Genomic DNA, 24,008 nt, shown 5'->3' with positions numbered 1-24,008 from the left:
GTTCCTGCGCCGCGCGGAGACGCTCGTCAAGCTGTGGTCGAAGGAGCCGGCGCCGGTGCTGAAGGCCGGCGGGCTGGGCGTGCGGGACCTGCGCCGGATCGCGCGTGAGCTGGACACCGACGAGCGGGGCGCCGCGCTCGTCGCGGAGACGCTGCTCGGCGCGGGCATGGTCGCCGACAGCGCGGCGGCCACCAACCCGGAGTGGCTGCCGACCACGCTCGTCGACCCGTGGCTGGTGGCGACGCCGGCCAACCAGTGGGCGACGCTCGCCGCCGCGTGGCTGGACCTGCCGCGGCTGCCCGGGCTCGTGGGCATGCGGGACGCGAAGGACAAGGTGCTCGCGCCGCTGTCGGACGACCTGCGGCGGCCGCCCGCGCCGCTGGAGCGGCGGCGGATCCTGTCGGCATTGGCGGAGCTGCGTGGCGGCGCCGGGGTGGCGGCGCCGGACGACCTGGCCGCCGTACTGGCGTGGCGGGCGCCGCGGCGGGGTGGGCGGCTGCGGGACGAGATCGTCCGCTGGACGCTGGCCGAGGCGACCGCGCTCGGACTGGTCGCGCTGGGTGCGTTGACCGGTGCCGGGCGGGCGCTGCTGGACGACGGCCCGGCCCCGGCGGCCAAGCGCATGGGCGACTCGATGCCCGACCCGCTCGACCACGTGCTGGTACAGGCGGACCTGACGGTCGTGGCGCCGGGTCCGCTGGAGCCCGCGCTGGCGATGGACATGGCGGCGGTCGCGGACGTCGAGTCGGCGGGCAGCGCGACGGTGTACCGGGTGACGGAGGCGTCGGTGCGGCGGGCGCTCGACGCCGGGCGGACGGCGGAGGAGCTGCAGGAGCTGTTCCGGACCAGGTCGCGGACGCCGGTCCCGCAGGGGTTGACCTACCTCATCGACGACGTGGCCAGGCGGCACGGCCGGTTGCGGGGCGGCACGGCCGCGTCGTTCGTGCGGTGCGACGACCCGGTGCTGCTGGCCGAGGTGGCGGCGCATCCGGCCGCGACCCGGCTGGAGCTGCGCAGGATCGCGCCGACGGTGCTGGTGAGCCCGGTGCCGCTGGCGGACGTGCTGGAGGAGCTGCGTGGCGCGGGCTTCGCGCCGGCGGCGGAGGACGCGCACGGGCAGGTGCTGGACCTGCGACCGGCCGGGCTGCGGCTGCCGGCGCCGGCCAGGCAGCGCCGGGCGGTGACGGGCTCGCTGTCGCCGGAGCGTGCCGCGGCGATGGTCGAGCAGCTGCGGGCCGGGGACATGGCGGCCGGGACCCGGCGCGGGCGGACGGTGTCGCTGACCGGCGGCACGGGCGCGACCGACACGGCGGCGACGCTGGCGTTGCTGCGGGACGCGATCGAGCAGAAGAGCCAGGTGTGGATCGACTTCGTGGACTCGCGGGGGGTGGCGAGCCAGCGCGTGGTGGACCCGTTCCGGGTCGGCGGCGGAATTCTGGAGGGGCGGGACGTGACGCACGGCGCGGTCCGGCAGTACCCGCTGCACCGGATCACGTCCGCGTCGTTGGTGGAGAGCTGAGCGGGACCGGGACCCGTCACGCCTTCCTGATGACCTCGTAGGCCAGGTGTGTGACGCCGTTGCCCTCGATGACCGTCGGGTCGCCGAGCCGGACCGGGGCCTTCGCCAGGTTCTCGAACCAGCGGACCCCCTCGCCCAGCAGTACCGGCACCAGGTCGACGTCGATGGCGTCGAGCAGCCCCGCGTCCAGGCACTGCTGGGCGATCTTGGCGCTCGCCACCACCACGTTCTTCTCCCCCGCCAGCCCGGCCGCCACCCGCACGGCCTCCGCCACGCCGTCCACGAACGTGAACGTCTCGTCGTGCGGCCAGTCCGCCGGCGGCTCGTGGGTGACCACCACGACCGGCACGCCGATCGGATGGGTCCCGCCCCAGCCCTGGGTGATGTCGAACAGGTGCCGGCCGGTGACCAGCGCGCCGGCGCCGGCCAGTGCCGCCCGCATGTACTCGGCGCTCGCCGGGGACATCCGGAACGTCGCCCACTCCACGGCCGTCGGCACCTCGACCTCGCCGTTGCCCATCCAGCCGAACAGCTGGTCGATGCCGTCGGCGGTGTCGGCGACGTACCCGTCCAGTGACATGGACATGTTGGCGATGACCTTGCTCATCTCGAAGCTCCCGTCTCGTTGGTCGACACCCACTCTCGCGTCTCCGGCCGCCAGGAAGATCGGCCAGCCGGCCGATGGCGAACCGCGGCCCGGACGATGCCCCGGGTGGCAGACTGGCCGGCGATGTCCGACCTTCCGGTACCCCTGACCACCTTCGTCGGCCGCGTGGCCGAGCTCGCCGCGCTGGCCGGGGCGCTGGGCTCGGCGCGGGTCGTGACCGTCGCCGGGCCGGGCGGGTGCGGCAAGACGCGGCTGGCCGTCGCCGCCGCCGGCCGGTTCGACGGGGTGCGCTGGGCCGACCTGTCCGGCATGCGGGACCCGGCCGCGGTGCCCGAGGTGGTCGCCGCGGCCGTCGGCGTGCTCCGGGTGCCCGACCAGGCCCTGTTCCGGGACGTCGCCGGGGCACGGCTCGTGTGCCTCGACAACTGCGAGCACGTGCTCGACGCGGCCGCGGACGTGGCCGTCGAGCTGGCCAGGTCCGGCGTGACGGTGCTCGCCACCAGCCGGGAGCCGCTGGGGGTGCCCGGCGAGGTGGTGTGGCGGGTCCCCCCGCTGTCCGGCGCGGACGCGGTCACGCTGTTCAGGGCGCGGGCGGGCGTCGCCGACTCCGCCGAGCTGCGCACGGCCTGTGCCCGCCTCGACGGCATCCCGCTCGCGATCGAGCTGGCCGCGGCCTGGTCGAGCACGCTCTCCGTGCCGGAGATCCTGCGCGGCCTCGACGACCGGTTCGCGCTGCTGGTCCGCGGGCCGCGCGGCGTGGCGGCCCGGCAGGCGACGCTCGCCGCGTCGATGGCCTGGAGCCACGACCTGCTCGACGACGCCGACCGCGTGCTGTTCCGCCGGCTCGGGGTGTTCGCAGGTGGCTTCACCCGTGCGTCCGCCGAGGCCGTGTGCGATGGGGAGGTGCTGGGCGGGCTGCGGCGGCTGGTCGACAAGTCACTCGTCGTCGCCGACACCCGGGACGCCGTCACGCGCTACCGGATGCTGGAGACGATCCGGCAGTACGCGGTCTCGAAGCTCGCCGCGTCGGACGAGGAGGCCGGCGTCCGCGGCCGGCACCTCGCGACGATGCTCGCCATGGTCGACGAGCTCGCACCGCTGCTGGACCGGGACAAGGACGCCTGGCGCGTGGCCGTCGAGACCGAGCAGGAGAACCTGGGCGCCGCGCTGGGGTGGGGGCTGCGGTGGGATCCGGAGCGGGCCCGGCGGCTCGCGGCCGGGCTGCCCTGGCTGTGGCACCTCAACCGGCACGGGCTGGCGGGGTTGGCGTTGCTGCGCGAGGCCGTAGACCTGCGGCCCGACGCGCGGGACGCGTTGCAGGCCCGGCTGCTGACCGGCCTCGCGCTGGTCGCCGACACCGCCCGGCCGATCGGACTGGAGTACGACGCCGCGCAGGCCGCATATGAGATCGCGACCGAGGCCGGTGACGTCGGGACCGCGAGCCTGGCCCGGCTGCTGAGCGCGGTCGGCATGCTCTACACGGACTTCGACACGGCCTGGTCGCTGGCCACGGAGGCGCGTGCCGGCGGCGACGGGTTCGTCGTGGACGGTGCGGTGGCACTGCTGGGCATCGTCAAGCACCTGCGGGACGAGCACGACGCGGCGATGTCGCTGCTGCGGGAGGCCGTCGCCGGCCTGTCGCGACGGGGTGACCGCGGGGTCGCGTCGACGGCGCTCGGGTTCCTCGCGTGCAGTGCGCTCTACACCGGTGACGTGGCCGCGGCGCGGTCGCTCGCCGAGGAGGGGGTGCGGACGGCCCGGCCGCTCGCGGACTACCACCGCATCGGCTCGGCGGCGGCCGTGCTGGCGACCGTGGAGCTGGCGGTGGGGCGGCTCGACACCGCCGCCGAGGTGCTGGCGCCGGTGCTCCGGCTGGTGGCGGACGCGGAGCACGCGCCGTTCGTGCCCGGGCTGGCGCGGACGGTGGGGCAGCTGCGGCTGCTGTCGGGCACACCGGCCGAGGCGGTCGAGTGGTTCCACCGCGAGACGGCCTGGCTGGACGGTTTCGAGGGTGTCTACCTGGCGCCGCAGACGCTGACCGGGCTCGCGGCCGCGCTGCGTGCCACCGGGGACGTCGACGGCGCGGCCGGTGCGTGCACGCGGGCGCTGGCGCTGGCACGCGAGATCGGCATGCCTCGGGTGGTGGCGGACGCGTTGGCGGAGCAGGCTTTCCTCGACCCCGCGCGGGCGGTGGAACTCCAGCAGGAGGCGCTGGCGATCCGCGCGGAGCACGGACTCTGGTTGTCCTGTGTGGACAGTCTGCGGGCGCTTGCCCGGCTGACCGCGGATCCGGTCCTGCTCGACGAGAACACCGACCTGCGGACCAGGGTGGACTACGCGCGGCGGTCCAGGGGCCGGCGTGGCCGGCCGTCGAGCGGGTGGGCGAGCCTGACGCCCGCCGAGCGGAGTGTGGTGCGGCTGGCGGCGGACGGACTGTCCAACCCGGACATCGGGTCGCGGCTGTTCATGAGCCGCAGCACGGTGAAGACGCATCTGTCCCATGTGTACGCCAAGCTCGACGTGACCAACAGGACGGAGCTGGCGAACCTCGCCGCGCTGCACCTACCCGAAGTCGGGTAGCGCTCACACCGGTTCCGCGACGAGCAGGGTGGTCTCGAGCGACATGTCGTGGGTCGCCGTGAGGCGCAGGCTGGCCGCGTCCAGCAGGCGGCGGTAGCCGTCGAGGGTCCGTTCGCGCCCGCCGGCCATGACCAGCAGGTGGAGGTCGAACAGCTGCGGCAGGATGCCGGTCCCGCCGTCCGGGATCACCCGCTCGACGACGAGCAGCCTCGAATCCTTGTCCGCCATGGCTTTCCGCACGTTGGTCAGCAGCGTGACGCAGCGGTCGTCGTCCCAGTCCTGGAGGATGCGGGACAGCAGGTAGACGTCCGAGCCACCCGGCACCGCGTCGAAGAGGTCGCCCTCGGCCAGGTCGAACCGGCCCGGCACGGTCGCGGTGAGGTGTTCGCGCGCGACCGGCAGCATGTGCGGGCGGTCGAACAGGACGCCGTGCGCGGCCGGCACGGCGGCCAGCACTGTCGACAGCAGCAACCCGCTGCCCCCGGCCAGGTCGGCGATCCGCCGGCACCCGGTGAAGTCGTACACGCGCGGGACGTCCGCGAAGAACGAGCTGCCCGCGTTCATGGCACGCAGGAACTTCTCGCCGGCCTCGGGGCGCTCGGCGAGGTAGGCGTGCAGGTCCTGGCCGAAGGAGGCCTCGAAGCCGGACCGTCCTGTTCGGACACTCGTGGCCACCGCGCCCCACGCGTGGTGGAACTCCTCGCCGTAGAGCACGCACATGTCCCGCATCGAGCCGGGGACGTCACCACGTAGGAGCTGCGACTCCCCCGTCAGCTCGTAGCCGGCGTGCTCGTCGCCGGCGAAGACACCCATGCCCACCAGCAGGCGCATCAGCCGGGCGACGCCGTCGGTGTCGGCGCCCGCCGCGGCGGCCAGCTCGGTCGCGGTGCGGTGGCCCGCCGCCAGGTGGTCGGCGAGCCCCAGCGTCGCGGCCGTGTACAGGGCCTGTGCCCGCCAGGTGCCGGTGATGACCTCGACTATCCGTTGGGGTGCCGTCACGTCATCTCCACCGAGCTCGACGCGATCGCCACGCCGGGCCCGGCTTCGCCGCTGAGTATCGTCCGGTGCCGCTCCCGCAGGACACGCTTGAGCACCTTTCCCGTGACGCCGACGGGCAGCTCGTCGCGGTTCTCGGCGACGACGACCGCCGCCAGCCGCGCCATCCCGCGCTCCTCCAGCGCGGTGTTGCAGCGGGCCAGCGCCTCGTCCGCGGTCAGCGCCCCGTCCTTGAACAGGACCACGGCGATCGGGCGCGAGAACTCCTCGGCCTTCGGGTCGTCGACGGCAACGACACCCGCGTCGAACGCCTGCGTCTCCTTCAGCACCAACTCCTCGGCGAGCAGGCTGTACACCGGCCCGTCCTCGGTCACGATCACGTCCGGCGTGCGGTCGAGGTGGTACCACGTGCCGTTCTCGTGCCGCACCACGTCGCCGGTGAGGAAGTACCCGCCGCGGCGGGACTGCTCGTTCAGCTCCTCGTTGTTCACGTAGCCGGGGGTGACGCTGGGCGTGCGGACGCCGAGCAGGCCGGCCTCGTCGTCGGGCAGCTCGTTGCCCTGCGGGTCGAGCGCGGCGGCCTTGCGCACCACGGGCACCGGCGTGCCGATGGCCCGGTCGTAGCTCTCCGAGCCCGCCCGGTACGCCTGCCGGAACAGCACCATGCCCATCTCGGACGAGCCGAGACCGTCCAGGTAGGTCGATCCGGTGCCGGAGCCGTCGGCCGTCCGTCCTATCCGGACGAGCGGGAGGATGTGCCGCTGGTGGGACGCGTCGCCCATGCCCATCCAGGTGTGCACGGACTGCTTCGCGTCGTCGGACAGGTCCGCGACGTCGAGGTCGGCCAGCGAGATGGGGAAGCCGACCACGGTCGTCGGCAGGAAGGCGTTCATCCCGGCGGCGACGGAACTGCCGGACGCGTCGTCGAGCATCATCGTGGGCAGGCCGAGCATCATCGCCAGGCTCACGTAGCTGATGCCGGCGGAATGGCTCTGCGGCAGGGCGGTCAGCAGCCGGTCGGACTTCATCGACGGGAACTTCCAGAGCCGCTCCCGCTTGCCGACGAAGAACCCGCGGTGGGTGAACGTGGTCGGCTTCGGCACACCCGTGGTGCCGGACGAGTGCGAGATCATGATCAGGTCGTCGTCGGCGTGCCGGTACGGCCGCGGCGGCGGGTCGCCCTCCCCCGCCTCGGCACGGTGCACGGTGGTGATGTCGACCGTCTCGAGGTTCTCCAGCTCGGACATCTTCGCCAGCCGCGACTCGTCGGCGGCGAGCATCGTCGCCTCGGCCGCCGCGAAGTAGCCCTCCGCGATGTCCGGCGCCATCTTCGGGTTCGCGATCACGCTCACGCCGCCGAGGCTCGTCACGGCGATGTGGTGCAGCAACCCGAGAAGACCGTCCTCGGTGTAGATCCCCACCCGGGTGCCGTGCCCCACGCCGTTGGCGTGGTACCAGTTCGCGTAGGTGTTCACCCGGTCGCGCAGCTCGCGCAGCGTCAGCTCGCGCACGTCCGTGCCGTCCAGCCGGAAGATCGCCGGGCGGTCCAGGTCGGCGACGTCACAGGCGTGCCAGAAGAAGTTGCCCGCGCCGAGCTGCCGCCGCGCGGTCAGCCGGAGTCGCTGCGCGATCGAATGGTGGGTACCGAACAGGTACATGGCATTCACTCCAGAAATTGGACGACGAATGAACGCGGCGCTCTTTACCCGGCGCGGGGGTGGCTTTACAACGCGAATTTCAGGCCATCGTTGCGATTGAAACCCTACTGGTACTGTCAAGGTTTTGCCATGCTCCGCGACCGGAAACGGTGATTTTCATATCGCCGGAAACAAGCGAGCGAGAATGACGCTCAGGTTACGTTCTCGGCCTTTGTCCCGTTTCCGCACGCGGTGTGCCGGACGCCTCGCCGGCGATCGTCAGTAGACGCCCTCGATGACGGCCTCGTCCTCGAAAACCTGGACCGGATGCACGTCCGCGACCGCGTCGCCGACCATGCCGGGCAGGGCCTCGACGCGCACCGCCAGGTCGCGCTCGAGGTTGTTGGGCAGCAGCATGCTCCGGCTGACGTGGTTCATCACGACCTGCCCGCGCTCGCCGTAGGCGACCTTCCGCCCGGTGGCGGGATCGACGACGGAGAACGTGATGGCCGGGGGGATCGGGTCGAAGATCTGCATGTCCGTCGAGCCGGGCCTGCCGAGGGCCGGGCCGCCGCCGATCATCGTGCTCCCGTAGCCGCAGCAGATCGTGACGCCGGGGAACACCTCGTCGCGCAGCAGGTCACGGGTGTCGGGGTCGAGGGTCGCGCCGCCCCAGAAGATGGCTTTCACCTTCGCGTTGATCAGGTCGACCAGGTCCTCGTGCTGGGCGATCCGCGCCAGCATCGGCCCGGTGGCCATGAAGACGCCGACCCGCTGGGTGCGCAGGACGAACCTCATCTGGTCGATCAGGTGCGCCATGTAGGCGTCCGCCTCGTCGTCGTGCCCGGCGCCGATGAGCTTCTTGACCCAGCGCGGATCGAGGTCGACGAAGAACGGGACACCGCCACGGTCGTGCGCCCAGCGGACCATGGTCTCGCCCGCGACGTGCGGCCCGGTCGGGCACATGCACAGCCAGTTCACGCCGCGCGGCATCCCCGCCTCGTCCAGCCGCGTGTGCAGCACCTCGAACAGCTGGTCCCACCAGTCACGCAGGATCGGCAGCCGCTTGGGCGCGCCGGTGGTGCCGCCGCTCTCGTAGACGCCGAGGACCGGCGGGTTGGCGCCGTAGCCCCGGGGGATGAAGTCCTCGAAGGGCAGGTCACGCAGCTCGTTGACGACGTTGGGGAACAGGGCCAGGTCGTCGAGGGTCTTGACGTCGGCGCGCGGGTCGAAGCCGAGCGACGCGGCCCTCGCCAGCCAGAACGGCGAGCCGGTGTCCGGGCTGAAGTGCCACTGCATCGCCGCACGCACGAACTCGTCCGCGTCGGGCACCGAGCTCAACGGCAGGTCCAGTACCGACTCGGTCATGTGGAACCTCTTCTCAGGAGTTGCCGCCGGGGACCTCCCCGGACACGGCGACGCGGCCGCGAATACGAGGCGCATGCTGGACCGCCCGGCGAGAACGTCGACCGGAAAAGGGCGCGACCATGCGCCCGGTCAAGTCACCGGGGGAATTGCGGAATTCGCGGGCGTCGGCTGTCCGAGGCATTCATGGCAGCGCGCTGCTGCTCATCGGAAAGTGTAGCGATGGTGTCCAGTCCCGGGCGGAAAGTGTTTTGGTGGGAAAGACGAGATCCCCGGAGCGACACGGTCGCTCCGGGGTCATGTGTCGAGCTGTCGGGCCCTCAGCCCGCGCGGGCGCTCATGCGCTGGTGCATGGCGTGCTCCACCAGCGTGATGAGCGTTTCCTTCGTCGACTCGCGGTCACGGGCGTCGCAGGTGACGATCGGGACCGACTGGTCGACGGTGAGCGCGTCGCGGACGTCGTCCACCCGGTGGTGGAGGACCCGGTCGAAGCAGTTTATCGCGACCACGTACGGCAGCTGGCGATCCTCGAAGAAGTCGATCGAGGCGAACGCGTCGGCCAGTCTGCGGGTGTCGACGAGGACCACCGCGCCGATGGCGCCGCGGACCAGGTCGTCCCACATGAACCAGAACCGGTGCTGACCCGGGGTACCGAACAGGTACAGGATCAGGTCGCTGTCGAGCGACACACGTCCGAAGTCCATCGCGACCGTGGTGGTGACCTTGTTCGGGGTGTTCGACAGGTCGTCCACGTCCACGCTGGCCTCGGTCATGACTGCTTCGGTGGTGAGCGGCACGATTTCCGACACCGAACCGACCAGAGTCGTCTTGCCCACCCCGAACCCGCCGGCGACCACGATCTTCGCCGAGGTCGTCGGCTGAGGTGAGGACGCGCCGCGCTGGCCGAGGGGACTAGAGCCTGCGGAGACCACTGAGCACCCTTTCCATGAATTCGATCGACGGCCGGTCGCCGACGACCATTCCGCTCTGATGGATCAGGACCAAACCCATACCGGCCATGTCTCCAATCAGAACCCTGGCCACGCCGAGCGGCAACCGCAGGTGTGCGGCCACCTCCGCGACTGACCTGGTGTCCAGGCAGAGACCACAGATCGACCGGTGCTCCGGCAGCACTGCCGCATCTGGGGCCTTCCCCCTCTCGCTGGTGGACACCAGCGCCTCGATCGCAAGATCATAATCGGACCGGGTTCGGCCACCTGTCCTGGTGTACGGCCGAACCAGCGACCCGGTCTCCTGGGCGGCGCCACCGCCGCCACCACGTCCCGAGTCCGGTCCGAGAAACTCGTCGGACCGCCACGCGCCACTTGAGTAGACGCCACTGTGGGCGCCACTATGACGCACTGCGCTGTCAGAGATCCCGTCCCGGCCGACCGTGGGGATCTCCTTGGAGTCCCAGTTCGACTGTGCCGGTATACCTCCGGAGTCCCCGTAGAGCGTCGCCCCCGGGCCGCCGAACAGCCTGGCCCGGAACCCGTCGACGTCGAACCGGTTCGGTGCTTCGCCGACGTCGTGCTCGGGGAGGTCCTCCCAACCCTTCTCCGGCATGGCTCTCACCTACGCTGAGCGCCCTGAAGCTGAGCTCGCAGCTCCGGAGTCATCTGCTGGCCGACCCGCTCGACAAGCAGCGTCATCTCGTAGGCCACGAGACCGATGTCGCAGTTGGGGGCGGCCAGAACGGACAGGCACGAACCATCCGAGATGGACATCAGGAACAGGTAGCCCCGATCCATCTCGACCACCGTCTGGTTGACCCCGCCCGCCTCGAAGCACCTGGCGGCGCCCTGCGTGAGGCTGACGAGGCCGGACGAGACGGCGGAAAGCTGCTCGGCCCGGTCCCTCGGCAGACCCTGGGAGCCGGCCAGCAACAAGCCGTCCGCCGACACGACGACGGCGTGCGCCACGCCAGGAACCTGACGGACGAAATCTGTGATTAGCCACCCGAAACTACCGGGCTGCTGTGCGGACGCGGTCGTCACTCCTGCTCCTCGTCTGTACGACTGTGCTCCGAACCGGGCTGGTCACCAGCGTATGCGTCGATGAGCGCGTGGCGGCCTCGCCGTACGCCCTGCTGGAAGCTTGACATGCGGCCTCGCACCGCGTCCGCCGACCGTGGCGGAAGTGGTGGCGCCAGGAGGCCCGTGTCGTTTCCTGGGCTCGGCTCCTTCGCCTCGTGCCTCGGTGCGGCCGAACCCGGCACGAGATGTGCCTTCGGGACGCGCTTCGGCAGACCAGCGGTGGTCGTCGAGTCAGGACTCTTCTCCTCCAGCAGCGCACGGGCGGCAAGCCAACCGTCGTCGCCTGGTGAGGTCCACGCTGTCGGCTCCGGAACCGCCTCGGCCTGCTCGACCGGGGCGGCGTGCCCGTTGCCGTTTCCGCTACCGGTTACGTTGGTGTTGCCGGTTACGTTGCTGTTGCCATTGTGGCCTTTGCCGTTCGCGCCAGGCTCGACCGGGGCGGCCTCGACCCGTTGAGCCGAGCCGGTGTCCGCCGCCTCGAACCACTGGGACAGCACCGCCTCGTAGATCGGCAGCCGCTCGGTTGGCGCGTCGACGTTCAGCTCTGCCTCGGGAGCTGGTGACGTCGAGCCGGCAAAGGACGTGTAGCCGGTCGGCTGGTCGTAGTTGTCCGACGGCGGCGCCGGCAGCGGTGCGCCGAACAGCGCGGTGCCGGTGTCCCCGATGGACGGCTGGGGCGGCGGGGGCAGCTGGTCGTTGCGGCCGTTCTGCTCCAGCGCGGGCGGCGCCGGCTGGGCCGGCACACCGTTGGACTGGGTGTTCTGCACGCCGTAGCCCGGCGGCTGGAACGGCGGGTAGCTCGCGACCTCCGCGGGAGTGCGGTCCTGTGAGGTCTCGTGCGGCGCCGGCAGGCCCGTCTGGGGACCACCGTCCGGCCGCACCCTCGGCATGCCGCCGGTGAAGGCGCCCGCGATGCCGCTGTTCCGTGCCGGTGCGTTGGGGGTGCCCATCGGCGGGTTGGTGCTGCTCAACGGGTTGAGCTGCGAGTCCGTGCTGCTCTGGTCCGAGAGGGCGCCGAGCGAGCCGGTCTGGCCCATCGGCGGCCGCGGCGCGGCGCCGAGCGGCTGGATCAGGTCGGCCGGCACGTTGATGCGTGCGATCAGGCCGCCCTCGATGTCCTCGTTGTCCCGCAGCCGCACGGTGATGTTGTGCCGCTTGGCCAGGCGCGCGACCACGTAGAGGCCCATTCGCCTCGTCACCGCGACGTCGAGGTCCGGCGGGTCCGCGAGGCGGGCGTTGGTCGCCGCGATCTCCTCTTCGGACATGCCGACACCCTGGTCGGTGATCTGGATGGCGAGCTCCTTCTTGCGCGTCATCGCCATCCGGACGATCACCTTCTTGTCCGCGGGGGAGAAGAAGGTCGCGTTGTCGAGCAGCTCCGCGATCACGTGCACGAGGTCTGACACCGCGCGGCCCTGGACCGCGACGTCCGGTGCGGACGCCACCTCGATCCTGGCGTAGTGCTCCACCTCGGACACCGCGGCGCCGACCACGTCGGACGCGGGCACCGGACGCGACAGCTGTCGCGAGAGGCCGGTGCCGGAGAGCACCAGGAGGGACTCCGAGTTCCGTCGCATACGGGTCGCGAGGTGGTCCAGCTCGAACAGCGAGGCGAGCTGGTCGGGGTCCTGCTCGTCCTGCTCCAGCCGGTCGATCAGCGACAGCTGGCGTTCGACCAGCGCCTGGGACCGGCGGGACAGGTTGACGAAGATCGAGTTGATGTTGTCGCGCAGGAGCGCCTGCTCGGTCGCCATCAGGACCGCCTGCTCCTGCACCGCGTCGAAGGAACGGGCCAGCTGACCCGTCTCCTCCCGGGTGAACACCGGCACCGGCTCGACCGCGTTCTTGGACGCGGCCACCGGGTCCGGGTCGGCCAGGATCCGGCGGACCGTCTGCGGCAGTCGGGAGTAGGCGACGTCCAGTGCGTTGGACCGCAGCACACGCAGCGGCTTGAGCAGCGACCGCGCCACCAGGAGTGCCAGGAGGACGGCGAGGAGCAGTACGGCGAGGACGATGGCCGCGTCGCGCAGCGTCGCCTGCTGCTGGGTGTTGCGCAGGCCGGCGATCTCGTCGCGCAGGTCGGTGAGCTCACCCTGCTCGATCTGCCGGTAGAGGCCGAGGGTCGTGGTGCCCGGCTGCAGGACGTCGCGCTCCGCGTCCACACCGACGTTCTGTTCGGCGGCACCGCGGACCAGGATCAGCTGGCGGCTCTTCTTCAGGCCGTCGACCGCCTGGCCGACCAGCGTGTCGTTGAACCGCCGGCTCTCGCCGTCGGTCGCGATCGTGTTGAACGTCGCGATGGCGGAGTCCTCACGGGACCCGGCCGCCTGGAGCTCGCCGATCTCGTTGGACCGGATCGTGCCCACCTGCGCCACCGTCGCCATGATCGCGATCTGCTGTGCGACCTGCGCCTTGGCGGTCGAGATCGCGTTCAGCGAGTTCAGGCGCGAGGTCAGCACGCCACCACCGACGTCCGACCTGGCGAGGCCGCTGATCTGCAGCAGCGTGTTGACGGTGTCGGTGTAGAGGCTGGCCACGTTGAAGCCGTCGAACTGCGAGCCCTGGTCGGTCGCGACCTGGCGAATCGCCTGGAGGCCGTCGGCGTCGAGGCGGTACAGGATGCGCTCGTAGTCGTCGCGCACCCCCGGGTCGCTCTCCTCGTAGAAGGCTTCCGCGGTGTCGCGAAGGGAGGCCACGGCCGCGTCGGTCGCCTGCTCCTGCTCGTTGACCGCGGCCTGGCTGACCCCGTTCGGGTTGCTCTGGTTGGCCTTGTTGGCGGCGAACCGCGCCACCAACGCGCCTTCCTTCTCGAGCTGGTCGGCGACCTCGTAGACCTTCGCGTGGAGGTCGACCTGCTGGAGCAGGTAGTCGAGGTCGTTCGCCTGCGTGATCTGCGTGAACACACGCAGACCTGCGAACGCGAGCGCCGCGAGCGTCGGCACCAGCAGCACGACCATCAGTTTGGTCGGCAACCGCCACTCGCTCAGTCGGAATCGCCTGCGCTTACCCGGCCGACCTGCTCGTTCGGCGCGAATAGCGGCATTGGCTCGCCGCACGGCGCTGTCGGTCGCGCTGTCACCGTCCAACGCACTGTCCCTGGCCACTGGAGGACTCACTCCCAAGACGCCGTTGAGTCAATCGCACACTTCAAGTAGCAATCTCACCCGTGTGGCTGACACTGCGGCGCACAGCTTTCCCGTATAGGCACCCACGGTCAAGTGGCCGGTCACCACAGCAGTCGCGAGGAACGGGCCACACGAGGCCACTCCACCGGCTGCAGCGGGCCCCGACAACCCACCGTTCTGCGCTGCCACCTGCCGATCAAGGTAACCCGCAGGTGACGGGTTCGAAACCCCAACTCGCGGCCATCCCGCCGAAGATCGTTTCCCGCGCCGTCAATGGACTGGACCACTGAATTCTCTTGACGCTTGGAAAGTGGTGGACGACACACTTGCACCGGAAGTTCGCCGCTGCTCCTAGACTACCGGGCCGGAGGCCAGGCCTGCGACCAAGTAGTCACTAATTGTGATTTCAGACGTTGACAGTACTCGATCGAGTGGCTATACCTCCGGGCGGGTATACAACTGGTCCTCCTTTACACGGTGCAGGGGCAGCACGTGTGAAAGAACCTTTCCCAACGCTGATCGCCGTACATCACAAGGCAGGAGACGGCAAGACAATGAATCGTCCAGGCAGAGTCGGTCGGGCCAGGCGCGGTCCCGTCCGCACGGTCGGACTGTTGGCGGCCACCATGGCCGTCCTTCTCACCGCGGGTTGTGGGCTCTTCGGTGGTGGTGACTCCGAGAGCGACGCCTCGTCGGGCACGTCCGCGAAGGCTGCCGGCAAGCTGGAGAAGACCACCATCAAGGTCGGCGTCATGTCGGTCATCGACTGCGCGGGCTCACAGATCGCCATCGAAAAGGACCTGTTCAAGGCCGAGGGGCTCACCGTTGAGCCCGAAACGATCCAGAGTGGCGCGTTCGCCGTCCCCAAGCTCGCCAACGGCGAGCTCGACGTCTCGTTCGGCAACTGGGTGTCGTTCATGAAGGCACAGCAGCAGGGCGTGCTCGACATGAAGTTCATCGGCGAGGCCTACATCTCGACCCCGAACAGCAACTTCGCCCTCATCACCGCGCCGGACTCGGGCATCACCGACGTCAAGCAGCTGGCGGGCAAGAAGATCGCGGTCAACGCACGTGGCAACGTGAACGAGCTGCTCATCCGTGCCGTGTTCGAGGCCAACGACGTGCCGTTCGACGCGAACAACCTGGTCGAGATGAAGTTCCCGGAGATGGCTCCGGCGCTCGCGCAGCACAAGGTCGACGCGGCCTCGCTGATCGACCCGCTCCTCACCGACGCGCAGAAGACCATCGGCGCGAAGATCGTCACCGACCTCACCGGCAAGGGCCCGGCCGAGAACTTCCCGCTGTCCGGCTACGCCACGACCGCGAAGTTCGCCAAGGAGAACCCGAACACCGTCGCGGCGTTCCAGCGGGCACTGCTGAAGGGCCAGCAGCTGGCCGGTGACCGCAAGAACGTCGTCGAGGCGCTGCCGAAGTACGCGAAGATGCCGCCGGAGACCGCCGCCATCGTTCGGTTCGGCACGTTCCCGACCACGATCGACAAGAAGCGTGTCCAGCGTGTGTCCGACCTGCTGACGACCTACGGCATGATGCCGAAGCTGGTCGTCGCGCCATTGGTGGTCCCCATGCCAGCGGCGAGTAGCTAGCCAGTAGACAGTCGGATGTCCCGCATCGTACGGAACATCGTCGGTACGGTCGGCGTGCTCGCGATCTGCGAGCTCGTCGGCCGTTCCGGTCTGGTGAACCCGAAGTACCTGCCGCCACCGTCGATCATCGCCGTGCGGCTGGTCGAGCTGTTCAACGACCGCGGCTTCTCCCTCGACCTGACGCAGTCGGTGCTCGCCTGGGTCATGGCGCTCGCCATCGCGGTGGGGCTCGCGGTGCCGGTCGGGATCGTGTTCGCCACCATGCCGCTGGTCCGCTCGGCGTTCAGCATCGTCGTCGAGTTCCTGCGGCCGCTCCCGTCGGTGGCGCTGATCCCCCTGGCCATCATCGTGATCAAGACGAACCCCGAGATGAAGATCTCGCTGGCCGTGTTCGGCGCGTTCTGGCCGATCCTGTTCAACACCATGCACGCGATGTCCGACATCGAGCCGGTGCAGATCAACACCGCGCGGGCGTTCAACGCCGGCAAGGTCCGCACACTGCTCTCGGTGAAGCTGCCGAGCATCACGCCGTTCGTGTTCACCGGGGTCAGGATCTCCGCGAGTGTCGCGCTGATCCTGGTCATCTCGACGGAGATCCTCGCGGGCGGCGGCACCGAGTCGGACGAGCTGTGGAAGCGCGGCGGTCTCGGCACCTACATCGCCACCGCGAGCGAGGGCGCCGCACGCATGGACCTCGCGATCGCGGCGACGTTCGTGGCCGGCGTCGTCGGCGTGCTCATCAACACGATCCTGACGTCGGTGCAGCGGCGCTGGATCAACTGGTCGGACGGAGACCGCGACCGATGACCGTGCTTGACCAGAAGCCGAGCGAGGCCGAGCGGGCGTCCGCGCGGACCAAGCCGGCGCGGACGGTCAGCCGCCGCAGGCGGGCCGCCGAGATCGGCGGCAAGTGGCTGGTGCTTGCGGTCTGCATCGCGCTGTGGCAGCTGGCCGCCGCGTCGGCCAAGAACCCCTTCTTCCCCACCCCCCAGGTGATCGGGAAGAAGATGGTCGACCTGTGGCTGTCGGGCCCCCCTACCCACCTCTGGGTGTCCGACGCGGTGTCGGTCGACATCGTGCCGAGCGTGCTCCGTCTGCTCGGCGGTTGGCTCACGGCGTGTGTGATTGGTGTCACATTGGGCCTGGTGCTCGGCCGGTCCGCGAAGACGTACGACTACCTGTCCCCCACGCTCAACTTCCTCCGGTCGGTCCCCCCGCCCGCACTGCTGCCGGTGTTCTTCGTGCTGTTCGATCTCGGCACGCCGATGCAGCTTGCAATGATCATCTTCGGGGTCGTCTGGCCGATCTTGCTCAACACCATCGACGGTGCGCACACGCTGGATGAAACGGTTGTCGAGACGACGCGGAGCATGCGGCTCTCCAAGCCCCGGTTCCTCGCGACCGTCGTGTTCCCGGCAGCGTTGCCGAAGATCTTCGCCGGCCTTCGGGTGAGCCTTTCGCTCGCCCTGATCCTCATGGTCATCTCGGAGCTGGAGGGCAGTTTCGACGGCCTCGGCTACCAGATGATCTACGCCCAGCGGAACTTCGACCTGCCAGCCATGTGGGCCGGAATCGTTCTGCTTGGCATACTCGGTTATGTCCTGAACGCGCTGCTGCTCGTCGTGCAGAACCGGGTGATCGGCTGGCACACCAGGTCGAAGAGTCTCACCGGGAGGTAGACCGTCCCATGCTGGACGTGACCGGAATCAGTCACACCTACGGGTCGGGCGCGAACACCCACACCGCGCTCGGGAGCATCACCTTCACCGTGGAGAAGGGTGAGATCGTCTGCATCGTCGGCCCATCCGGGTGCGGCAAGTCGACGCTCTTACGGGCCGTCTCCGGCCTGATGCCGCCCACGGCGGGCGAGTCCAGGTTCATGGGTGAGGTGATCAAACAAGTGCCCGTGGACCTGGCGTTCGTCTTTCAGGAGTACAGCAAGTCGCTCTTCCCCTGGCTTACCGTACGGGGCAACGTGGCCTTCCCATTGAAGGCACGCGGAATGTCGCGTGCGGAGCGCCGGCGGGTCGTCGAGGAGGCGCTCGCCTCCGTCGGCCTCGCCGACGCGGTGGACAAGTACCCCTGGCAGCTGTCCGGCGGGATGCAGCAGCGCGTGGCCATCGCCCGCGCGCTGGTGTGCCAGCCGGCGCTGCTGCTGATGGACGAGCCGTTCGCCTCCGTCGACGCGCAGACGCGTGCCGAGCTGGAGGACCTGCTGCTCTCCGTGCGCCGCGAGTACAACACCACGGTGTTGCTCGTGACGCACGACATCGACGAGAGCGTGTACCTGTCCGACCGGGTGCTGGTGCTGAACAAGGCGCCGAGCACGATCGTCGCGACCATCGACGTGACCCCGCTGGGTCCCGACCGCGACCAGATCACGACGAAGGAGACCGACGAGTTCGTCCATCTGCGCGGGGAGGTGGCCCGTTTGCTGCGTTACGGGCATGTGGACGAAGTCGATGGTCAAGGTGTACGCCTCGAAGCAGCCGTGGAGTAGACCATGTCCCTCTCCTCAAGACGCATGGTCGTCGGCATCTCCGGAGCGTCCGGGGCGGTGTACGGGATCCGGCTGCTCGAGGCATTGCGGAAGGTCGACGTAGAGACGCACCTGGTGATCACCCGCAGCGGCAAGCGGACGATCTACCACGAGACGAACCTCAAGCTCGAGGACGTCCGCACGCTGGCGGACGTCTACTACCCGAGCGAGGACATCGGCGCGGCCATCTCCTCCGGCTCGTTCCGGACCATGGGGATGGTCGTCGCGCCGTGCTCGATCCGGTCGCTGTCCGAGATCGCGTACGGGAACACCACGAGCCTGCTCACGCGGGCCTGTGACGTCGCGCTGAAGGAACGTCGCAAGGTGGTCCTGATGCTGCGCGAGACGCCGCTGCGGATGACCCACCTCAAGGCGATGCAGGCCGCGGCCGAGGACGGGGCGCTGATAATGCCGCCCGTGCCGGCGTTCTACACGCGACCGGAGTCGCTCGACGACGTCATCGACCACACCGTCGGTCGTGTCCTCGACTACTTCGACATCGAGACGGACATGGTCCGTCGGTGGGGAGAGGAATAAGGCATGCCGCTGGCTCCGCGGTCGCGGAGCGAAGGAGCGCCCGCCTGACCGACCGAGGAGCGGGCTCGGAAGCGAGGAACGAGCGCCGAGCGCGCGACCAGTAAGGAGGCGGCCCGCCGATGAGCGGAGCGACCAATCCACCACTGCACGACCTGAGTCTCATCATCGAGACGCTCGACAAGGCCGGGCAGCTCATCAGGGTGCGGTCCGAGGTGGACCCCGTGCACCAGCTCGCCAGCGTCGCGTCCCACTTCGAGGGACGTGCGCAGGCCGTGCTCTTCGAGAAGGTGCGCGGGCACGAGCACCCGGTGTTCACCGGGCTCTACTGGTCACGGGCACTGCTGTCGGAGCTGATCGGCGCCGACGAGAAGAAGCTGGCATCACACATCTCCGGCAAGGTCCAGCAGTGGCAGGCCGACCCGCACCACAAGGCGGTGGAGCCGCTGGTGGTCGAGAGCGGCCCGGTGCGTGAGTACACGCAGCCGGTGGTCGACCTGTTCAAGCTGCCCATCCCCACCCACGCCGAGCGCGACGGCGGCCCGTACATCGACGCGGGCGTCGTGGTCGTCCGCGACCCGGAGACGGGCGTGCGCAACGCGTCGATCCAGCGGTTCATGCTGGTCGACCGGGACCGGCTGCACATCAACATCGACGCGGGCCGGCACCTGCAGATGGCCTTGGACCACGCGGCGAAGCGCGGCGAGACGCTGCGGTTCTCGCTGAACATCGGCGTCGGCCCCGGCGTCCACTTCGCGGCCGCGACGCCGGCCGAGGCGGCGCCGCCGGACACCGACGAGCTGGGCATCGCGTCGGTGTTCCACGGCGACCCGATCGAGCTGGTGCGTGGTGACGTGCCGGGGGTGGAGCTGGTCGCACACGCGCAGTACTCGCTCGAGTGCGAGATCGTGCCGGGCGAGGTGGCCGACGAGGGACCGTTCGCCGAGGTCACGGGGTACTACGCGAAGGTGGCGCCCCGGCCGGTCGTGCACGTGCTGGCCGTGCACCACCGCGCCAACCCGGTCTTCCAGACGATCATCTGCGGCAAGGAGGTCTGGAACTCGGCCGGCGTGCTGGGTGAGGCCAGCGTGCTGGCGTCGGTGAGCAAGCAGGTCCCGGGCGTCAAGGACGTGTACTTCCCGCACGGTGGCTGCGGTTTCTACCACGCGGTGGTGCAGATCTCACAGAAGCGGGCGGGCTTCGCGCAGCTGGCGGTGATGTCCGCGTTCGCGGCGTTCCCGCCGCTGAAGATGGTGACGGTCGTCGACGACGACGTGGACATCCGCAACGCCTCGGACGTCGAGTGGGCGCTGACCACCCGGTTGAACCCGACGACCGGCGTGATCATCGTGCCGGAGGTGTTCGGCCACGGGCTCAACCCGACCTTCCCGGACTACTTCGGCGCCAAGATCGGCTTCAACGCCACACACCCGTTCCCGAAGACGTACGCCTACGAGCGGGTGCGCCTGAAGCACCACTCGATCGAGGGCCTGGACATCGACGTACCGGAGCCCGTCGTCCCGCCCACCCAGTCCCTGGTGGACAAGTGGACCGCGGCCGAACGCGCCGAGCACGGCATCCCGGCGCCGGCCAAGAAGAGCTCCGGCGCCGTCATGTAGCGGTCGGGTAGCCAGTCGGATAGTCAGACGAAAGCGGGGCGCTCCCTTTCCGGGAGCGCCCCGCTTCTGCTTCTTACCGCTCAGCCGGTGGTCGTGCCGCCACCCGGCTCGACCAGGCACTGCACCAGTCCAGGCTTCGGCTCCGGGTACCGGTAGCTACCCTGCGTGCCCTCCGGGCACTTGCTCTCGTCCGCGCCTTCGACGACCTTGAGGACCTTGAAGGTCGCCTTCGGGTCGGTGCACTCGACCTTGGTGTCGACCTGCGTACCTTCCTCGTAGCAGTCGCCTTCCTTGGCGTTGAGGATCAGGCACAGCAGCAGGTCGGACCCGCGGCCACCCGTCTCGGTGTAGCCGACGTAGTTGGTCTCCGAGCCGCCGGGGCATTCCGCCGCGGCGTTGTCCGAGGTGGTGCCCACCTTGTACGCCGCGGCCGGGTCGCTGCAGTCGACCTTGTTGACGTCCGCGTCGCTGATGCTCGCGTTGTTCACCTTGATGCAGTCGCCGACCGCGGCGCTGGACGCCGAGGTGCCCCAGGTCTTGTAGACGAAGAACCCGATGACGCCGAGCACGACCACACCGAGCACGATCTTGATGATCGTGCTGGCGCCCGACTTCTTGGCGGATGGGGGAGGCGGCGGCGGGGCCGGGTAGGCGGCCGGCGGCGCCCCACCGGGGCCGCTCGGGCCACCGGGACCACCAGCACCTGGACCGAAGCCGCCACCCGGGCCACCGCCGTACGGCTGCCCCTGCGGCGGCGGCGCACCGAACGGCTGCCCCTGCGGCGGCGGCGCGCCGTACGGCTGGCCGCCGGGCGGTGTCTGCGGCGGGCGCTGCCCATAGGGCTGCTGACCCTGCGGCGGGCCGTACGGCCCGCCGGGCGGTGGGTAGTTCGGAGGCCCGCCTGGGGGCGGGTAGTTCGGAGAGTTCATGTGCACCCCTCGCACAACATGACGGACGCTCGGAAGCCTGTTCGAGAGCAGCAATGTACGCGACGGCAGCGACACTCGTGTGTGGACCCGGCAAACTACGCGTTGCGGAGATCGGGAATCAACCGTCCGTCACCGGACGAACGCGGACGGCGGCTAACTTGCCGGTGCGACAAGGCAAACAGTGAGCGGCGGCTGCGGATAGGTGATGACCTCGGTCGCGTCCGAACCGCACTTCGTCTCGTCGTCGACGCCGTCCAGCACGCCGATCACGCGGTGTGTCGCATTGGGAGCGGCGCAGTCCGCCCGCTGGTCCTGGAGGTCGCTCACCACGAGGCACTCGCCCTCGGTCACGTGCAGCTGGAGGCACAGCAGGAGCTGGTTCTCCTCGGTGTACTGGACGTACTGCTCGTTCGGGCAGTCGGCGGTGTCGGACTCCTCACGCGTGCCGACCTTGTAGATGGCCTCGTCGGACGAGCATTCGACGACCTCGATGTCCGCGTCGGTCGAGCTGGCCACGTTGACCTTGATGCAGTCACCGGGCTGGGCGTCGATGGCGTCGCCGCCACCCGCGGAGGTCGTCTTCTCGGTCGTGGTCGTGTCCTCGTCCTCGGAGGTGGCCGTGGACGAGGAGACGCCCGTCTTGGCCGTGGTCGTGCCGCCACCGGCGGTGTTGTCACCCTTGTCCTTGGTCGCGAGGAAGATGCCGACCGCGGCTCCCCCGAGGACCAGCGCCGCGACCACCACGATCGCCACGATCATGCCGGTCTTCTTCTTCTGCGGTCCCGGGGGTTGGAATCCCCCGCCGTACTGTGGTTGTTGACCGTAAGGTGACTGACCGAACTGCTGGGTCTGGCCGTACTGCTGTGGCTGGCCGTACTGCTGGGTCTGGCCGTACTGCTGCGGCTGCCCGTACTGTCCGAGACGCTGGGTCTGCTCGTTGTCCCACTGACCGCCGTACTGTGGCTGCTGAGGCTGCTCCGGTGGCCTCTGTTGGCCATACTGGCCGTGGCCGCCTCCCGACGGCTGGCTCCAGGGATCCTGGTTGGGCTGCCCGTACGGTCCCGGTTGATGGGGAGGCGTCGTCATGACCGCAATCTACCCTCTCGCGAGTGAGGCCCTGTGACAGATGGACCACTGATCGTACAGTCCGACAAGACACTTCTGCTCGAGATCGACCACCCCGGTTCCAACGACGCGCGGATCGCGATCGCCCCGTTCGCCGAGCTGGAACGGGCCCCGGAGCACGTCCACACCTACCGGATCACGCCGCTCGCGCTGTGGAACGCCCGCGCCGCGGGGCATGACGCCGAGCAGGTGGTCGACGCGCTGACGGTGTACTCGCGGTATCCGGTCCCGCAGCCGCTGCTGATCGACATCGTCGACACGATGGGCCGGTTCGGGCGGCTACAGCTGGCCAACCACCCCGCGCACGGGCTGGTGATGACCACCATCGACCGCGCGGTGCTCGAAGAGGTGTTGCGGCACAAGAAGATCGCCCCGATGCTCGGTGCGCGCATCGACGACGACACGGTGATCGTGCACCCGTCGGAGCGCGGGCGGCTCAAGCAGCTGCTGCTGAAGGTCGGCTGGCCGGCGGAGGACCTGGCGGGGTACGTCGACGGCGAGCAGCACGACATCGAGCTGGCGGAGGAAGGCTGGCACCTGCGTGACTACCAGCGCCAGGCGGCGGAGGCGTTCTGGGCCGGCGGGTCCGGCGTGGTCGTGCTGCCCTGCGGCGCCGGGAAGACTCTGGTCGGCGCGGCCGCGATGGGCCTCGCGAAGGCCACGACGCTGATCCTGGTGACGAACACCGTCGCGGGCCGGCAGTGGAAGCGTGAGCTGATCGCCCGCACGTCGCTGACCGAGGAGGAGATCGGCGAGTACTCGGGCGAGCGCAAGGAGATCCGGCCGGTCACGATCGCGACGTACCAGGTGATGACGCGCAGGTCCAAAGGTGAGTACCGGCACCTGGACCTGTTCGACTCCCGGGACTGGGGCCTGGTCATCTACGACGAGGTGCACCTGCTGCCCGCGCCCGTGTTCCGGATGACCGCGGACCTGCAGTCCCGGCGCCGGCTGGGCCTGACGGCGACCCTGGTCCGCGAGGACGGCCGCGAGGGAGACGTGTTCTCGCTGATCGGCCCCAAGCGTTACGACGTGCCGTGGCGCGACATCGAGGCGCAGGGCTGGATCGCGCCGGCGGAGTGCGTGGAGGTCCGCGTGACCCTCACGGACGCCGAGCGGCTGTCGTACGCGACCGCGGAGCCGGAGGAGCGGTACAAGCTCTGCTCGACGGTGGACACGAAGGTGCCGGTGGTGCAGAAGATCCTGGCGAAGCACGCCGGGGAGCCGACGCTGGTGATCGGCGCGTACCTGGACCAGCTGGAGATGCTGGGGGCGGAGCTGGACGCGCCCGTGATCCAGGGCTCGACGAGGAACGCGGAGCGCGAGCGCCTGTTCGACCTGTTCCGACGGGGTGAGGTTCGCACGCTGGTGGTGTCGAAGGTGGCCAACTTCTCGATCGACCTGCCGGAGGCGTCGGTCGCCGTGCAGGTGTCCGGGACGTTCGGGTCGCGGCAGGAGGAGGCCCAACGACTGGGCAGACTGTTGCGCCCCAAGGAGGACGGCCGGCAGGCGCACTTCTACTCGGTGGTCTCCAGGGACACACTGGACACGGACTACGCCGCCCACCGCCAACGCTTCCTGGCCGAGCAGGGCTACGCCTACACGATCCAGGACGCGGACGACTTCCTCGGCCCGGAGCTGCCGTCGGTGAGCTAGTGTCCCGCGCCGGGAATGCGGTGATCAAGTCGGTGGATCCAGGTTTCTGCTGGCAAGACGCCGGTTCGCCCTCGTACTGGGTCGTACTTGGGCGAACCGGCAACGCCGCCAGCAGGAAGCTGGGCCGCCGAATTAGT

General features: G+C 69.7%; 19 protein-coding genes. 9 read left to right on the top strand and 10 right to left on the bottom strand.

The genetic code is table 11. The features are described from left to right. On the top strand, positions 1 to 1,519 hold a 1,519-nt coding region (locus VET29_RS10835; RefSeq protein ID WP_324918578.1), incomplete at its 5' end, for a helicase-associated domain-containing protein. 16 nt (positions 1,520 to 1,535) lie between these two features. Here VET29_RS10835 and VET29_RS10830 read toward each other — a convergent pair. Continuing rightward, a complete protein-coding gene (locus VET29_RS10830) occupies positions 1,536 to 2,126 on the bottom strand; it encodes a dihydrofolate reductase family protein (protein ID WP_324918575.1) in 591 nt (196 codons plus the stop codon). A gap of 105 nt (positions 2,127 to 2,231) precedes the next feature. Between VET29_RS10830 and VET29_RS10825 the strand changes: the two genes are divergently transcribed. Continuing rightward, positions 2,232 to 4,706, top strand: a complete 2,475-nt coding sequence (locus VET29_RS10825; protein WP_324918571.1) for a helix-turn-helix transcriptional regulator — start codon at positions 2,232 to 2,234, stop codon at positions 4,704 to 4,706. A 3-nt stretch (positions 4,707 to 4,709) separates the two neighbouring features. Here the strand turns inward: VET29_RS10825 and VET29_RS10820 are convergent, their stop codons facing one another. The 7 genes from VET29_RS10820 to VET29_RS10790 all read right to left on the bottom strand — a co-directional run bounded on the left by VET29_RS10820 (position 4,710) and on the right by VET29_RS10790 (position 13,712). Further along, positions 4,710 to 5,705 (bottom strand): methyltransferase, encoded by a 996-nt coding sequence (locus tag VET29_RS10820; RefSeq protein WP_324918568.1) that lies wholly within the window; start codon positions 5,703 to 5,705, stop codon positions 4,710 to 4,712. Further along, positions 5,702 to 7,360, bottom strand: coding sequence for a class I adenylate-forming enzyme family protein (locus VET29_RS10815; protein ID WP_324918565.1), 1,659 nt, complete (start codon positions 7,358 to 7,360; stop codon positions 5,702 to 5,704). The genes VET29_RS10820 and VET29_RS10815 overlap by 4 nt, the downstream gene beginning before the upstream one ends. Positions 7,361 to 7,618: 258 nt before the next feature. Then, on the bottom strand, positions 7,619 to 8,707 hold the full coding sequence (locus VET29_RS10810; protein ID WP_324918562.1) for a phenazine antibiotic biosynthesis protein: 1,089 nt from the start codon (positions 8,705 to 8,707) through the stop codon (positions 7,619 to 7,621). Positions 8,708 to 9,024: 317 nt separating this feature from the next. Beyond that, positions 9,025 to 9,636 (bottom strand): GTP-binding protein, encoded by a 612-nt coding sequence (locus tag VET29_RS10805; RefSeq protein WP_324918559.1) that lies wholly within the window; start codon positions 9,634 to 9,636, stop codon positions 9,025 to 9,027. Then, positions 9,617 to 10,270, bottom strand: coding sequence for a DUF742 domain-containing protein (locus VET29_RS10800; RefSeq protein WP_324918556.1), 654 nt, complete (start codon positions 10,268 to 10,270; stop codon positions 9,617 to 9,619). The genes VET29_RS10805 and VET29_RS10800 overlap by 20 nt, the downstream gene beginning before the upstream one ends. A gap of 5 nt (positions 10,271 to 10,275) precedes the next feature. Next, positions 10,276 to 10,701 (bottom strand): roadblock/LC7 domain-containing protein, encoded by a 426-nt coding sequence (locus VET29_RS10795; protein WP_324918553.1) that lies wholly within the window; start codon positions 10,699 to 10,701, stop codon positions 10,276 to 10,278. Next, positions 10,698 to 13,712: a nitrate- and nitrite sensing domain-containing protein gene (locus VET29_RS10790; RefSeq protein ID WP_324918550.1), complete on the bottom strand. Its 3,015-nt coding sequence runs from the start codon at positions 13,710 to 13,712 to the stop codon at positions 10,698 to 10,700. The genes VET29_RS10795 and VET29_RS10790 overlap by 4 nt, the downstream gene beginning before the upstream one ends. Positions 13,713 to 14,479: 767 nt before the next feature. Between VET29_RS10790 and VET29_RS10785 the strand changes: the two genes are divergently transcribed. The 6 genes from VET29_RS10785 to VET29_RS10760 all read left to right on the top strand — a co-directional run bounded on the left by VET29_RS10785 (position 14,480) and on the right by VET29_RS10760 (position 20,161). Next, positions 14,480 to 15,469, top strand: coding sequence for an ABC transporter substrate-binding protein (locus tag VET29_RS10785; RefSeq protein ID WP_324918547.1), 990 nt, complete (start codon positions 14,480 to 14,482; stop codon positions 15,467 to 15,469). Between the two features lie 15 nt (positions 15,470 to 15,484). Continuing rightward, positions 15,485 to 16,276, top strand: a complete 792-nt coding sequence (locus VET29_RS10780; RefSeq protein WP_324918544.1) for an ABC transporter permease — start codon at positions 15,485 to 15,487, stop codon at positions 16,274 to 16,276. Further along, positions 16,273 to 17,148: an ABC transporter permease gene (locus VET29_RS10775; protein WP_324918541.1), complete on the top strand. Its 876-nt coding sequence runs from the start codon at positions 16,273 to 16,275 to the stop codon at positions 17,146 to 17,148. The genes VET29_RS10780 and VET29_RS10775 overlap by 4 nt, the downstream gene beginning before the upstream one ends. Positions 17,149 to 17,156: 8 nt before the next feature. Next, the gene (locus tag VET29_RS10770; protein WP_324918538.1) at positions 17,157 to 17,969 is read left to right on the top strand and encodes an ABC transporter ATP-binding protein; all 813 of its coding nucleotides are present in this window, start codon (positions 17,157 to 17,159) and stop codon (positions 17,967 to 17,969) included. A 3-nt stretch (positions 17,970 to 17,972) separates the two neighbouring features. Further along, entirely contained in the window at positions 17,973 to 18,545 is a 573-nt protein-coding gene (locus VET29_RS10765; protein WP_324918534.1) for a UbiX family flavin prenyltransferase, read from the top strand. 119 nt (positions 18,546 to 18,664) lie between these two features. After that, positions 18,665 to 20,161, top strand: a complete 1,497-nt coding sequence (locus VET29_RS10760; protein ID WP_324918530.1) for a UbiD family decarboxylase — start codon at positions 18,665 to 18,667, stop codon at positions 20,159 to 20,161. Between the two features lie 80 nt (positions 20,162 to 20,241). Here the strand turns inward: VET29_RS10760 and VET29_RS10755 are convergent, their stop codons facing one another. Together VET29_RS10755 and VET29_RS10750 are read right to left on the bottom strand one after the other, a co-directional pair. Continuing rightward, positions 20,242 to 21,090 carry an LppU/SCO3897 family protein gene (locus VET29_RS10755; RefSeq protein ID WP_324918527.1) on the bottom strand — a complete coding sequence of 283 codons (849 nt, stop codon included), beginning with the start codon at positions 21,088 to 21,090 and terminating at the stop codon, positions 20,242 to 20,244. A gap of 153 nt (positions 21,091 to 21,243) precedes the next feature. Then, complete coding sequence (locus VET29_RS10750) at positions 21,244 to 22,176, bottom strand: LppU/SCO3897 family protein (protein WP_324918524.1); 933 nt, start codon at positions 22,174 to 22,176, stop codon at positions 21,244 to 21,246. A gap of 33 nt (positions 22,177 to 22,209) precedes the next feature. Here VET29_RS10750 and VET29_RS10745 point away from each other — a divergent pair, with 33 nt between their 5' ends. Further along, on the top strand, positions 22,210 to 23,871 hold the full coding sequence (locus tag VET29_RS10745; protein WP_324918520.1) for a DNA repair helicase XPB: 1,662 nt from the start codon (positions 22,210 to 22,212) through the stop codon (positions 23,869 to 23,871). Positions 23,872 to 24,008: the final 137 nt, after the last annotated feature.

It is taken from the genome of Actinophytocola sp. (assembly GCF_035634895.1).
GTDB lineage: Bacteria > Actinomycetota > Actinomycetes > Mycobacteriales > Pseudonocardiaceae > Actinophytocola.
Note: the sequence above shows the minus strand (reverse complement) of the source record. Positions and strands in the feature narration are given on the sequence as shown.

What these genes read in the sequence shown, in the direction of transcription:
- VET29_RS10830 (WP_324918575.1), bottom strand. Translation starts at nt 2,126, where the DNA reads ATGAGCAAGGTCATCGCCAACATGTCCATGTCACTGGACGGGTACGTC.
- VET29_RS10815 (WP_324918565.1), bottom strand. Translation starts at nt 7,360, where the DNA reads ATGTACCTGTTCGGTACCCACCATTCGATCGCGCAGCGACTCCGGCTG.
- VET29_RS10810 (WP_324918562.1), bottom strand. Translation starts at nt 8,707, where the DNA reads ATGACCGAGTCGGTACTGGACCTGCCGTTGAGCTCGGTGCCCGACGCG.
- VET29_RS10800 (WP_324918556.1), bottom strand. Translation starts at nt 10,270, where the DNA reads ATGCCGGAGAAGGGTTGGGAGGACCTCCCCGAGCACGACGTCGGCGAA.
- VET29_RS10780 (WP_324918544.1), top strand. Translation starts at nt 15,485, where the DNA reads ATGTCCCGCATCGTACGGAACATCGTCGGTACGGTCGGCGTGCTCGCG.
- VET29_RS10775 (WP_324918541.1), top strand. Translation starts at nt 16,273, where the DNA reads ATGACCGTGCTTGACCAGAAGCCGAGCGAGGCCGAGCGGGCGTCCGCG.
- VET29_RS10770 (WP_324918538.1), top strand. Translation starts at nt 17,157, where the DNA reads ATGCTGGACGTGACCGGAATCAGTCACACCTACGGGTCGGGCGCGAAC.
- VET29_RS10765 (WP_324918534.1), top strand. Translation starts at nt 17,973, where the DNA reads ATGTCCCTCTCCTCAAGACGCATGGTCGTCGGCATCTCCGGAGCGTCC.
- VET29_RS10760 (WP_324918530.1), top strand. Translation starts at nt 18,665, where the DNA reads ATGAGCGGAGCGACCAATCCACCACTGCACGACCTGAGTCTCATCATC.
- VET29_RS10755 (WP_324918527.1), bottom strand. Translation starts at nt 21,090, where the DNA reads ATGAACTCTCCGAACTACCCGCCCCCAGGCGGGCCTCCGAACTACCCA.
- VET29_RS10750 (WP_324918524.1), bottom strand. Translation starts at nt 22,176, where the DNA reads ATGACGACGCCTCCCCATCAACCGGGACCGTACGGGCAGCCCAACCAG.